This is a genomic window from Nitrospirota bacterium (genome assembly GCA_016194305.1).
Lineage (GTDB): Bacteria > Nitrospirota > Nitrospiria > JACQBW01 > JACQBW01 > JACQBW01.
In genome coordinates this window covers 1-13,678 of sequence record JACQBW010000016.1, presented here as the reverse complement: position 1 = coordinate 13,678, position 13,678 = coordinate 1, and the positions used below count along the sequence as shown (strand labels likewise).

Genomic DNA, 13,678 nt, shown 5'->3' with positions numbered 1-13,678 from the left:
AAGCACTTTTTTTTAAATTTTACTCTTCGTTTTCGTCCAGACCTTTTTCGAGATCGTGGCCCAAACCATGCGCCTCTGCCTCAGGAACCGGATGAAAGTCCTGACCGGTGAGTCTTGCGCTTTGATAGGCAGATGAAGGAATAATGCCTTTTCCTTCATACTTCGGTTTAACGCCGTTCTTTTTGACTCTTCTTAAAGCATTTCTGAACTTAATCAGTTTTTCCCTGTCACAATTCGGTACCGACATCATGGCATCTTCATGACCTGCCGCGGCACAGAGTGCGATCGTATAGCAGTTCGTCCCTGCACGGATCATTTTGAGCGTCACGTTTGCATAATGACAATGAACACCGACCAGAACACACGCCTCGATTTTATTGTGCAAAATGGTCAAATTAGGATGGCAGGGATTGATCACCGCCTCCGGGTCGATTTTAGGATAAATGGGACGATAGTCCGGCATCGGAATAATCCTGACGCCGGGAATTTCCTGAGCAATTTCCAATACAATTTTGGCTTTCTCGTTCGTATGTGCATCCCATCCCCAGACAATCAGCGGGCCGGGGAAAAGCGTCGGATTTTTCCGGGTAAGCATCGCTATCGCACCCGCTTCCATCGCTTTCTCTTCATTCACAAGGTCCCCTTCCAGCAATCCTTGCCCCTCTTCCGGTAAAAGAACGCCCATATAGGCGGCTGCGGGAGGAAGTATTCCTTCGGGTCCGGGTAATACCCGATATTGTTCCAAATCGGTAGGCATGTTCAAAACTCCTTTCTTAAACCCTCTTTTACGATGACGCCTTTTTTCCTAATTTTCCGGCAAATTCTGGAGACTCTGCCACTTTTTTCAAGATTGCTCTCAGTTTGTTGATCTGCTGGACATCATTGTCCCTCACCGAGACCATGGCATCTTCGTGGCCTGCCTGAGCACAGAGCGCGATGGTGAAACAATTTGTTCCCCCTCGAATAATCTTCAGCGAAAGATTGGCCTGATGACAATGAACTCCTATAAAAATACAGGCATCAATTTTGTTATGCCAGATCGTCAAATTAGGATGGTTCGGATTAATTTCAACTTCCGGATTGATTTTTGGATATTTGGGCCGGTAGTCAGGCATCGGAATCAAAAGCGCTGTCGGTTTATAGACCTTGAGCTCTTCATAGAGCTGTCTCAACGTCTTTGCTTTATCCGCAACATGATCATTCCATTCCCAGAGTATCAAAGGTCCCGGGAAAATAGTCGGGACATTGGCTTGTAAAAGGGCCTTTGCAGCGGCTTCCAGGGCAATATCTTCAGAGACAATGACCCCATGCACATGGCCCTCTCCCGGGTCAGGGAGTGTAATCCCGACACAGGCTGCAGCAGGAGGTAGAAAGGCTTCCGGACCGGATTCTACCCGATAATTCTTATATTCAATTTCCATAAAAACTCCTTTCACCTCTACAACAAAGTATCTTTTTAAACTAACATGGAGAAAGTCCCGAGGTCAAGCGCTGTTTTTCCACGCTGATCCAACGGATCCAATTGGGCAATCCAACCGGGCTTTGGCCAGTTTATCGGATTACTTTCCTCCGGAAGGAGCGGAAAAATAGTCGCGCCGGCTCACCGCCACATCCGAGACAAACATGACTCCGGTGTAGCGATCGAACAGCGGGATGAGTCCGGCCAGAATCGGTTCGACCTTTTCCTGCACTACGACCGCCATTAACATCACCAGGCTGTCCATCTCATTGAACATCGGATGGGCGGTATGAAACCCATGATGACCTTTGCCCGAGACGTTGTGAATAATCGTATAGCCTGTGACCTGACCTTTGTCCAGCATATCCGTCACAAATTTTAAATGTTCTCCCTGAAAAATGATCCTGATTTCCTTCATGGGATAAAGCGTAAGACCTGTCATATAAAAGGCTCCTTTTTGGTTTTCAATTTGGGATATGGAATGGGCGTTTCCAATTTCATGGGGTTCCAACCTTGTTTCGGAAGATAGAGATAGAAATTTTTCTCCTCCGGTTCAAGCGCCATCAACTGGACCCAACCGTTGTCATAATAATTCTTTAAGAGACGATGCCGCTGAATGATTCCGATAATCCTTTCCCTTGGCGCTTCAATAAGCGTCAACAACCTCATCGGTTCGTGGTAAGGTCGCATTCCATTCATCACTGTCTGGGTAGCCAGTCCTGTCCGCAGATCACTCTGCGGTCCTGACATAATTCCGATTCTGCCGACGACATTATGATAAATCTTGCTTCCGCTCCCGTAGACCTCATTATCGACTGTCGAAAAGTAGTGCTCCATATTGATCCATTGTCCCACGACCTGGGGCGCTGTCATCAAAATCTCCAGCAGGCGTCCGGTCGAATCCTGGCGCCAATCATAAGAATGGAGAAAAACCCTCCCCTCCAGATCAATGCCCCGGGTGAGAATGCGACGACCGATAATAAAAGCCGCATTGCCCGAAAGCCCCCATTCGGGGCGAACCTGGCTCCAGTCACCACTTCGTCTTCTGACCTCCCTCCCCGCTCTGGCAAGAGACAATGGAGATTTTAGCTCGGGAAACCGTGCACACCGTTCGCGGCTATTGCGAAATCCGGCTTCCTTCAAGTCCCGAATCAGACGGAGGAGGTCGTTCAGATGAGTGGGCGGAAGATCTTCCAGATCGAACAATTCCACTTCATCCGTCACGGTATCATGTTGACCCGCGATAAAAAAGGTATCCTGAGGTATCATGATCCCGCTTTTTCCGAGATGCTCACGGACTTGAGGTTTATTGGCCATGGCCGCGAGTACCCGGGCATTGGGTTTCCCTCCATTTCCGCCGCAGGCGCCGCAATCCAGAGCAGCTTCAAAGGGATTATTTTCGGATATACTGTTGTGGCCGCAGAGGAGGACAAGACGCGCAAAATTCCGGGTCAGCCCCATCATCTTGAGAGCGGTCTCGACCGTGAAAACTTGTTCGCTCAACGTAAAACCGGTCTGGGTAATGCGCTCCATTCTGGCAAATGCCCAGCCCGGATTAATTCGGAACTCACTCCTAAGCGTTTCGACAAAATTCGATTCTTCGTCAGGGGTTAGCGCATACGAATGGGAAGGATTTCTCGAAGTGTGCTCTCCCGCTCCCGGATCATCGAGCGCACGAAGGCGAAGACCTTCCAGTCTCTCTAATGAAAGATTCAATTCACGATCGCCGAAACGTTCGTTCAGTGCGCGCCGGATGGTTGCACGCTGTTCAGAAGCGAGCATCTCATTGACCTCTTCCCGTGACAATTTCTCCACCGTCAGGCTGGTGGCCACTGGAGGCACAAAAATCCGTCGAAGTCGGGATGTCAGCCTGCGATATCCGTCTACAAAGAGCGTCTTACCAATCATCGGCAGGCTGTAAAACCAACCAAGAGATTCTACCGTCACATAGGGTGTAACCATATTCTCTTTCAGGTCATGCAAGAGTTCGTGGCCTGCATGGAGCCACCTGGCGCCCGACTGGTGCCGGGTGAGCATCTGACCCTGAAAGGTACGCGGAACTTCCCGTACCGCGTTCTTGGCCTTCATAATCACCGGAAACTGAAAAGTATCATGGTGGCTACCCAGAGCTCTAAATCGGATAAAAACAGTAAAGAAACCGGCAAATCCAAGGGTCTCATAGTCTCCGACCAATTCCAAATGGCGTCTTAGGGATTCTGATCGCACATCAATACAGAATATCGCTTGTGCCTGGGGCCTGATTTTACGCATTTCATCAGAACCCGCCTCTCCTCCATCCCGTTCTTTTTGGAGATTGGTTCTGAGTTGAGTCACGAGCTTTTCCTGGTACCCAGATTCGAATGCCCTGAGCCAGATGAAACCATGCTCCGATTCCGGGAAACCATCTAGCCAATCTAAAAGGACTTCCAGGCGTTCAGACGGAGAGTTTAACAGAGATTCCGTACCCATTTCGAGCCTGTGGGCAAGGTCGATTAGTCTCCAGGAGGCATTCAGGCGGGAATTCTGACCGGATTTTTCCTTTTGCATATGATCGGAAAACATTCTAGCGTAAAGATCTTCGGCACCCCTTTTTTCCGGACTGATTTTCTGAACCAGTTCGCGTTCATACCAAAGACGCACCGCAAGATACTGGACCAGATCAACGGGATAGACTTGCTGCCATTCATATTCGCTCTGGTCGGCCCGCCATTTGATAAAACCTGCCCAGCCCGGTAAAGCCGCTAAATGGAGCGTCAGATAATCCTGCCAATGTTCAAATGGGATACCGAGCACAAGAAGATGTTCAAGTAGGGCATCTTCCGGAGAAGTGGGCAAGGCTGCTATTTTCTTCCCACTTTCTAAAATTCCGCAAGGCGAGAATTCCTGTTCCGCCAGAAATTGCCAGGTTCCGTAGAATCCCTTCTCCCGGCCAGGGAGGGGCCAGGTCGCATGCCCCTCGTCTAAATAGGCCTCACACCATTTCACCGATTCGCGATTAATCAGATCCATGATCTGGCTTCCAAAGGTATCATCGCACCAGGCCGAAAGAGTGGACCTGATTCCAAGTGGGCCTCTTTTTTCCCGTCCAGGAGACTCCCTTATTTTCTCTGCTTCCTGAAAGTGGAGCCCCAAAGCGAGATGATCGGCCAGAGACTGAATATCATGACGATCCGGACGGCGCTGAATCCGGGCCTCAAGTATCTCGTCGACAGGGGCCGAGATTCCGCAGAGGAGATGGGTACGAAGCACTTCTATTTGATTTATATCCCGCGTGCCCAGCGTCACGGCTTTTTCCTTAACAATCGTCTTGAGCGCGTTTTCGATCGCGTCCAGGCGAATTCTGCCTGCTTGAACATAACTTCGAAAAAGCGAATTGGATAAATAACCCCGGCCTCCCAACAAGACCTCTCCCCGCCTGACCGCCTCCTCAAAATGAAGGTCTTCCAGATTATGCAAGGGATTGTGGTGGACAAAGGTGCGCATCGGCCAGTATTGAGAGATGATTTCGCTTGCGAGTAGGGTGATTCCTCGCAGCTGCATCCGCCGGGTTTCGCTATAGGGCGCTTTTTCTATCTGTCCCATTTCAGAAGCTCCAGGGCCGACTGATAGCTGTATTTCAGTGAATCCGACTCGAAAAATCCGTACGGCAGCAGGCCCAGGACCAACAACACCATCACGATAGCCAGAAGAGGTACGAATTCAGCTGGCGTAAAATCCTCATAAACCAGATCCGTACGATGCGGACCCAACAGGAGTCTCTGTATCAACCGGAATAAATACCACACCGGAACAAGCCAGGTCATCAGAGCAGCCGCAAGTCCCCAGCCCAATTTAACGGACGGTTCAAGCAACATCGCCACATAACCCGAGAAGAGTCCGAAGGGAGGAAGTCCCATCCCTGCCATCACCAGCAACACCGTCAAGACCGCAAAACGAGGCATCGGTCTGATCAGGCCCCCTAACTGATTGAGATCGAGGCTGCCGTAACGCGTCCGGAGGCGCAGATCTGCGAGGAGAAGCCCGCCAATCACCAGCGTCACCCCGCAGGTATAAACGACTGCCTGCGGTGTCAGATATCCAGTCACCGCCCAGTGCCACCAAAGAAAGGCGTAGAAGGCGGTTCCGGCATGAGCCAGCAATAAATTCAGTCTGTTCTGAGCCAACGCTTTAATCGATCCATAGAAGACACCAAAAAGAGCCAGAGTCTCAACCCCGTCCAGAAAAGATTGCGGCATCTGCGGAACAAGTCTTGCCAGACTCATCATGCCCGCCAGGGGCATAAGCAGGCCAAAAACCAGAGAGAAATAACCCGGAAGACGGGACAGAACAGTGAGGTAAATCCCCTGGAAGGGAAAGAGCGGAACCATGAGAGCAGTTCCCAAAAAAAGAATCGCTTCAGGTCCTGTTATCTGATCCAGCCAGTCCTTTCCGGAGAACATGAATAACCAGGCGGCCGCGATGAATATCGTCACGATTGGAAACAACCAGGTCTTGTCCAGTCGAATGAAAAAGCGAGAGAGCAGCGTCCGGAGTTTGAAGGCCAATGCGTCCAGATAAAGCCGATTCATAAAAAAGAGGTAGGCACGGTCCTCAAGGCCGCGGACCCAGGCCGGCATATGAAGCGATTGTCCGTGGCTTCGTGCATAAATGAATACCCAGTTCAGGATAACGGCCAGCGCGGTTGTTTCGACAATGACATCAAAAAGCCAAGCGGGAAGCGCAGCGGCCTGAAAGTAAGAAACAACGGCTCCCAGGTCCGGATAGAGAAAATAGGTGAATGCCTGAGCTGCCAGGAGATAGGTCAGAACAACCAGGAGAAGCGTCAAAAGCATCAGCGCCGCTACTTTTCGCGACGCCACCGCCTGCAATCGGTAAAGGGTCATGATTGCCTGAGAAGAGGTGACCCAGCTGAAAAAGAGAAAGATGACCACCCCTTGTGCGTTTCGCAGTGGCAGACTGAGAACGCCGTGGGCGGCGAGGAGAATAATCAGAGGAAGGATCAAGGTCGTAATGAATCCGGTCAACCAGGTTAGAAACGAAAATTCGATGGCTCCTGCCGAGTTGTCCTTAAGCGGATGTCTCGGCTCCTGCCGGGTCGCATGAATCACATGTCCACAGTTGAGGAAAGTCGTTCCTTTAAACAGTCCATGCGCAATGAGATGGAAAATCGCCAAAGAAAAGGCTCCGAGGCCGCACTCCATAATCATATAGCCCATCTGACCGATGGTGGAATAACCGAGTGTTTTTTTAATGTCGTTCTGGGTCAGCATCATTCCTGCGCCCAGCAGCGCCGTCAGAACTCCGGTTGCGAAAACAAAATGAAGCGTGGAGGAAGAGAGCCCGTACAGCGGAGCAAGGCGGTTCAGGAGAAATCCCCCGGCATTGATAATGCCCGCGTGAAGCAGAGCATGAACCGGCGTGGGAGCATAGAGGGAGTCCGGAAGCCACATATGAAGAGGAAACTGGGCCGATTTACTCATTGCGCCAATAAAGATCAGGAAGGTGACGGCCGTGGCTCCACTCATTTCAATTCCTCCCGCCGGCCAGATGGAAAATGAAGTTTTAATCTGGGCGGCCCGGTCGAAGAGCTGGACAAAGTCAAATGTTCCGTAAAGTTCGTATGCGAGAAGAATTCCCATTAAGAACGCCACGTCTCCGATCCGTTGCATCACAAAGGTTCTAAATGCGCCCCGAACAGTGGGAAGGTGCGAGTAGTGATACGAAAGGAGACAGAGAAACCAGCTCAAGAGCTGCCAGAAGAAAAAAAGCATCAGGAGGTTTGAACTCGAAATCATGCAGAGGAGGACAAACGTGGTCAGACTCAGAAGCGAAAGAAACCAGGTATAATTTCGGTCCTGCTGCATATACCGATTTGAAAAAATATAAATGAGCGTGCTGATCAGGGTGATATGGACCATCAACAATGAAGAAAGCCGGTCGAAATAGAATCCAAAGTGGAAAATGCCGCTCGCCGCGAATGAAAACAGGTCAAGATTGATTCTTTCAGGACCATGCGCAATCACTTTGTAAAAATGTTGCAGCGAGACGCCCAAGGACAAAGCCTGCCCCGCCGCCCCAATCTGATGCACCTTTTTGCCCAGCACTCCCCCAAAAAAGAGGGTGACCAGCCCTGCGATCAGGGGCGCAATAAAAATAAGGAGCGGATAATAGGTTAAGATCAAAAAAGCCTCCCGCAAAAAAAAAGCCGCCCAAATGAATGCTTGAGTCGGCTTATCACCCAACCGATCCTGATGTCAGGATAATCCAGGCTAACTTCCCACTGAAAAATTAAAACCCAGAGCGGAGGTTGACGTCAAGGGAATTTTCCAGAACGTCTTGATGAGAATGAACTGCAGGAGGGGTCGATTGGGTCAGGAAGAAGGCGAGAAATAGGACACCTGACGCAAAAATAAGTTCAATCAATAAATAGGCAAAAAACCGCTTGACGAGGTGGGACCCGTCTCCGGAAGCGATCTTTCGAATTCCAGGTAATATAATAAACCGGCTCAGTCCGCCGCAAAACAAGGTCGCCAGGACAAAAGTGATCTTCGTAGCAAGAATATTCCCATAGTTCGAGTCGGTGAGCAGGCGCCATGAAGGAATTTCTTGCCAGGAGTTCCAGACGGAATAGAACCCGGTCGAGAAAATAAACGCAATAGAAATCATCGCCATGAGCGAAAATCGTTCAATCACCCGGGTCAAGAATCGATTCATCTCTGAATGATAACTCTCTCTGACCAGCAGGCAGAGTCGAAAAAGAGGGAACAGGCCTCCGATCCAAAGCGAGACAGCAAAGAGGTGAAGGGCATCCAGGGGGATTGACCAATGAAAATCCCCCCGGTCAGCGGGATGTCCTATCAGACTAAAGGTAATCGAAATCAGGGCGAGAATGGCAAAGAACCAGCGATACGGGAACTCTTCCTTTTTCAGACAAGAACCCCAGAACATCGCCAGGAGCGTCACGAGAATCGCGCGATCGACCCAGGCCCTTCCCCAGTGCGTTTTTTCCAAAACCGTGAGCAGGAAAGGGAAAACATCCAGAACATTCTTTCCTGTAATCATCATCGTTTCGTGAATGAGAGCCACCAGACACATCGACACGAAAGAAATCAGGGAGATGTTGATCCACCGGCGGCTAAATATCTTGATTTTTTTCCTGATTGATATTTTCCAAGGGGCTTCGTCAGGCATTTCAGTCATAGCGTCAAACACAAATAGCCGGAATCCCACGATACCCGTCATCAGGATAAATGGAAGAAGCCAGAGTCCACGGACCGTTGCCATTGACACCAAATGAAAATCAATGCTGGAACCCATGCTTGGCAACATTTCGTGCGCCATGATTATTCCCTATTTGATCGTAAAGCTGAATTTGCCTTCCGTCAGATGCCCATCCATTATAGGGGCTCACGTCGCCCCCTTCACCGGCCAAGCCGGATGAAGCTTTCCCCTCTCGCTCGCATTGCTCGCTTGTATCTAATCCTACTTAACCGTGAAGCTGAACTTTCCTTCCGTCAAGTGTCCATCCCTGGCCAGTACTTTCCAGATTGCCGAATACTTTCCGGAAGAGAGCGACGGAATCGAAACCTCTAAAATGGACGGATCCTTTTCATCGACCCGCGAATTTTTCAGACTCACTTCTTTTCCAGAAGCATCCAAAACCTGGAGCGTCGAAAAAATCGGCTCGATCTGTCCATCAAACCAGATGCGGACCATCGGAGGTGCGGAATTAATCTCGGACCCCACACGAGGATCGGAGTGATCCGGAAAAACATGAGCCGAACCGGAACCGCGGGTCAAGAGGAGGAGTCCTAATAGGACTCCTCCATATAAAATGCTTCTAGAAATCATTTTGCCTGGGTAGGTCCCAAAATTTCACCCGAAAGTGATCGGGTAAAAATATCCGGAGCCAGGTCATCCAGGAACAGATGGACGAGAAACTGGACTCCCGTTTGACTTCCGGTCGCGCTGTTAATCGGGACGATGGCTTCGACTCCGAGTTCCCACACTTTCCCAATCCACAAAAAACCGGGATATGCATAGGATGCCGGGCTCAGATACTGGTTTGGACCATTGATTGGAGTCGTAAAGCTAAACTCCACAAGCGGAATCGTGCGAGAAAATGGTTTGGGAAGCCCGATGTCCTTTACAAACGACTGAAGGTACATCGTATTATACATGACGGTAAAGCCATAATTCAGCGATGTACTGTAATCGGATCCCCCGTTTGAACTTCCATCCGTAATGGGAACCGCAAGGCCCCCCTGACCTGTTATTGCGAATGGCCGAAAATATTGCATCGAATCAGGAAGATCTCCAAACCCATAGCCAAAGAACAAATTGGGCGTGAGGGTCGTAAATGGATCACTGACGCTCCTGGTCCCGGTACCTCCCAGGTCAAAATCGAGCGATGAGGCCGTGATAAACTCATGAGCAGGACTTTTGAAAAGAATATATTTGACCGCAACCGCCAGGTTATCGAAACCCTCCACGCTATCTGCACCATCGAAACTGTCTTTGAGGTAAGCGGCTGACAATTCCAGGCCCAGGTCTCTCGTAAGCCGTTTGGATACACCTACTTTAAAGGTCTGACTTAAAGTGTGCGTCGCATCGGCCGGTTCAGGACTTGGGAGATAGGCGTACCCCAATAAATCCATTTCATCCGCAACGAAGGGATCGTCGACGACAAGGGTCGCCGGGAAAAATCGCTGACCGACAATTCCATGCGCCAAGGTTGGAAGTGGTTGAGAGAACGTATATAAAACGAACAAAATCAAAGCTAATGAAAGTCGATACACGGATAGTCTCCTTCTGGGAACAATCTTATTCGATTGACAAGTTTTTAATTTAAAATAGAGGAATTGGCAAATCTAAAGATTGAAATAGAGAGGAGGACCTCGAGGAAAGATGCCGGCTACTGACCCTTTCGATATAACGGAAGGAGAGTCCAATATTGCAATGGCAACCGGACGTAAGGAAACCGGGCTTCTGGAAGCAGCCGAATGAATAACCGGAGAGATGGACTGTGCAAACTTGCAGAAATCAAAAGAATGTTTCGAATTCTTATCAGGTTCAGATTTTGCTGAACCATGGTGGTGACCCTTCTTGCCCCCCTCTTCGGACAAATGATGAAAGGAACAGATTACAGAAGAATAGGAGACGAAAAAATACAGGGAGAGAATGCATCCAATCGAAAGGCGAAAAAATCTTGAATTTGAACCCATCCGTCGCATGGTTTCAGTTTACACTATTTTTAAAATAATAATCAAATCGGTGAAATTTGAATCTCCTGGAATCAAATGGAGTCAATGGAAAGGGAACGCATTGACTCTTACCTGGATTTTCCCAATTTTTTAAGGACATCAACTACTTCCGGGTTAGCGCCTTCGATAGCCTTATCGAGCGGGGTCGCGCCGTGCACATTTCTGGAATGAGGATCGGCCTTATTTTTCAAAAGAAGCTGAACGATTTTTTGATCCGACCATCCCGCCGCTTTATGAAGCGGCGTTTCTCCATCCCGATCCCGGCTGTCGACATCCGCACCATGGGCCAATAACAGGGAGACCATTCCTTCGTGGCCCCCGGCCGCGGCCCAATGCAGGGGCGTCGTCCCATCCTGGTCCCTCGCTTCAATGTCGGCATTGGCACTCAGGAGAAGTTCGGCCACCTCTTTGACGTTCCACCCCGCGGCACGATGAAGCGCGGTCCCCCCATCCTGATCTCGTGCATTGACATCTGCTCCCAGCGCGATCAGCATTTTCACGACTTCCCGATTTCCGCCTCCTGCCGCCCAATGGAGAGGCGTTGTCCCGTCATTGTCCCGGGCATTCAAATCCGCATGGTGTTTGAGAAGAATCTCCACGACCTCTTTTTTTGCCCATCCCGCGGCACGATGAAGCGGCGTGTTGCCATGATTGTCCCGGACACTGACCTCTGCATGATTCGCCAGAAGCAGAGAGACCACCTCAGGGTGCCCACCCCCCGCGGCCCAGTGCAGCGGTGTGTCCCCCTCTCTGTTTTTCGCCTCGATCTCGGCATGATGACTTAATAAAATTTTCACGATTTCGGGATGTCCTGCCCCGGCAGCCCGGTGAAGCGGGGTAATCCCTTCCTCGTCTTTCTGATTGACATCGGATCCACGCTCAATCAGTTCCTTCACTTTCTTTTCGTCACCCACTGCGGCGGCCTTTGCAAGCGGAATATCCGACTCCTTTTTTTCAACGGGAGCCGAAGATGCCTGCTGGATTTCCAGGAATGCGCAACTCACTAACAAAACGATCATGACCCAGAATTCTTTTTTCATCTTCTCTCCTGTTCTCGATAATAATCCTCAATCATCCGGTTGATTCCGGACTTGATACCCGGGATATTTAAAGGTATCGCGGTATTAATTTCCAAAACTCGCCTCGCTTCTTCCGGAGAAAATGATTCAAATGTCCCTTTCTGCCACGCTAATACTTTAAGATCCGCTTCAGAAGGATCTGTTCCTTCTTTTTTTCTGAGAATGATTCTCTGGCGCAGTTCTTCCTCCGAGAGTGAACAATGCAGAATAATACAGGGTGTACCATTCTTTAGGGCGGTTTCAATGACCGCTCTTCTTTGATCTGTCCGGAGAAAAGTGCCATCCAGAATAACGGAAAATCCTTCTTTTAACAAGCGGTCTGAAATCTCATTGATTCGGCCATAGGTCCGCTGGGTCATTTCTGCCGTGTATATCCCCCCCTTTACAGTCATCCCGGAATTCTGACCGGCTGACCGACCTGCCATTCTTTTTCGTTCCACATCCGACCGGATCCAGATCATCCCTTCGGCATCTGAAATCCGCTTTGCCAAAATACTCTTGCCCGATCCGGACAATCCGCAGGTCATCAGGATCACACTTTTTTCTGGAACGATATATTTCTCCGCCAGATCAATATAGTTCCGGTGGGAGTCCCGGAGCGGATCGGACTCTTCCTGCCGGATATCGGTCTGATTCATCCTGATTGACGCGACTTTAGCTCGCACCATAGCGCGGTAGACCTGGTAAATGCGGAGTCCGACTAGGCCCTCATAGTCCCCTGTTTCGCTCAAGTAATCATTTAAGAACTGGTTGGCGTACTGAGGGCGCCCCATAGCATTCAGGTCCATCAAGAGAAAGGCCAGGTCGCTTATTGTATCGATAAACCGGAGGGTTTCATTGAACTCAAGGGCGTCAAATATCATGACCCGATCTTTGATCAACACCATATTTGCAAGATGGAGATCGCCATGGCATTCTCTGATAAAACCTCTTTTTTTCCGGCTGTAAAAATATTCTCGATGCCTTTCCAAACTCGTCAACGTCCATGTCTCCAACCGGTCAATTTGATCTAATTCTCTCTGATCCCTTGCAAATTCCCTGATTTTCGAAAAGTTGTCTTTCATCGGAATCGCTATCGTTTCCGGAGTGCCAAAGAAACTCTCTTCTGACGAAATGGCCGCCAATCGATGGAACTTGGCCAGGTCCGTAGCAAGCATTTTAAGGTATGGCGATAAGGATTCTCCCCTTTTGAGTACCTTGTCTAACTCAAACGCGCGATCAAATTGTACCATTTTGACGGCATATTCAATTGCCGGACCTGTTCCATTCAATTCCGGGGCGATTTCACTTCCTCTGATGGAAACCAGCCCGAGATAAAGAGCCGGACACAATCTTCGGTTAAGCCGGAGCTCTTCCTGACAATAAAAGTATCTTTTTCCCAGGGTGGAAAAATCGACAAAACCAAGATTAACCGGTTTTTTGATTTTATAGGCATAGGGACCCGTCAGGATGATCCAGGAAATATGGGTCTCCACGCATTCAATATATTCGACCGAATGAGGATAGATAGAGGGATTCCCAAGAGATTCTATCAATTTCGGAACATGGCTTGAAGACATGGTGCTCTCTAATATAATCGAAAGATCATTTTCTGACTGAACCTAATATCTCGATCACCTTTCTTACATCGAATTCAAAGAGGTCCGCGTAACTCTTGATTTCATCTTTTCCCCCCACAGAAGCGGGAAGAATGACAACCTTCGCTCCGGTGTTCCGGGCGATAAATTCGGGACCATTGTCCGGATAAAATGGCTCCATCAGGATGACTTTGACATCTTCTTTTATCATAACGTCAGCCAATTTGGCCAGAGAAGATGGCGAGGGGGGAATTCCCGGCAATGGTTCGACCTCCCCAACAACTTTTAATCCAAAGTGAT

11 protein-coding genes are annotated in these 13,678 nt (G+C 49.4%); all 11 read right to left on the bottom strand.

Translation table 11 applies throughout. From position 1 onward, the window contains the following. Positions 1–19: 19 nt before the first annotated feature. Complete coding sequence (locus tag HY200_06010; protein ID MBI3594497.1) at positions 20–757, bottom strand: 2-oxoglutarate:ferredoxin oxidoreductase; 738 nt, start codon at positions 755–757, stop codon at positions 20–22. A 28-nt stretch (positions 758–785) separates the two neighbouring features. Continuing rightward, complete coding sequence (locus HY200_06005) at positions 786–1,421, bottom strand: carbon monoxide dehydrogenase (protein MBI3594496.1); 636 nt, start codon at positions 1,419–1,421, stop codon at positions 786–788. Between the two features lie 138 nt (positions 1,422–1,559). After that, entirely contained in the window at positions 1,560–1,901 is a 342-nt protein-coding gene (locus HY200_06000) for a P-II family nitrogen regulator (GenBank protein MBI3594495.1), read from the bottom strand. Then, complete coding sequence (locus tag HY200_05995) at positions 1,898–5,041, bottom strand: DUF2309 domain-containing protein (GenBank protein ID MBI3594494.1); 3,144 nt, start codon at positions 5,039–5,041, stop codon at positions 1,898–1,900. The genes HY200_06000 and HY200_05995 overlap by 4 nt, the downstream gene beginning before the upstream one ends. After that, a complete protein-coding gene (locus HY200_05990) occupies positions 5,029–7,641 on the bottom strand; it encodes a hypothetical protein (GenBank protein MBI3594493.1) in 2,613 nt (870 codons plus the stop codon). The genes HY200_05995 and HY200_05990 overlap by 13 nt, the downstream gene beginning before the upstream one ends. Before the next feature lie 106 nt (positions 7,642–7,747). After that, complete coding sequence (locus HY200_05985) at positions 7,748–8,800, bottom strand: CopD family protein (GenBank protein ID MBI3594492.1); 1,053 nt, start codon at positions 8,798–8,800, stop codon at positions 7,748–7,750. Between the two features lie 141 nt (positions 8,801–8,941). Continuing rightward, the gene (locus HY200_05980) at positions 8,942–9,310 is read right to left on the bottom strand and encodes a copper resistance protein CopC (GenBank protein ID MBI3594491.1); all 369 of its coding nucleotides are present in this window, start codon (positions 9,308–9,310) and stop codon (positions 8,942–8,944) included. Then, on the bottom strand, positions 9,307–10,257 hold the full coding sequence (locus tag HY200_05975) for a hypothetical protein (GenBank protein MBI3594490.1): 951 nt from the start codon (positions 10,255–10,257) through the stop codon (positions 9,307–9,309). Before HY200_05975 ends, HY200_05980 begins: the two co-directional genes overlap by 4 nt. Before the next feature lie 533 nt (positions 10,258–10,790). After that, positions 10,791–11,762, bottom strand: coding sequence for an ankyrin repeat domain-containing protein (locus HY200_05970; protein ID MBI3594489.1), 972 nt, complete (start codon positions 11,760–11,762; stop codon positions 10,791–10,793). Next, positions 11,759–13,360 carry an AAA family ATPase gene (locus HY200_05965; GenBank protein ID MBI3594488.1) on the bottom strand — a complete coding sequence of 534 codons (1,602 nt, stop codon included), beginning with the start codon at positions 13,358–13,360 and terminating at the stop codon, positions 11,759–11,761. Before HY200_05965 ends, HY200_05970 begins: the two co-directional genes overlap by 4 nt. Before the next feature lie 25 nt (positions 13,361–13,385). Further along, positions 13,386–13,678: zinc ABC transporter substrate-binding protein (locus HY200_05960; GenBank protein MBI3594487.1), on the bottom strand; the 293-nt coding region annotated here is incomplete at its 5' end.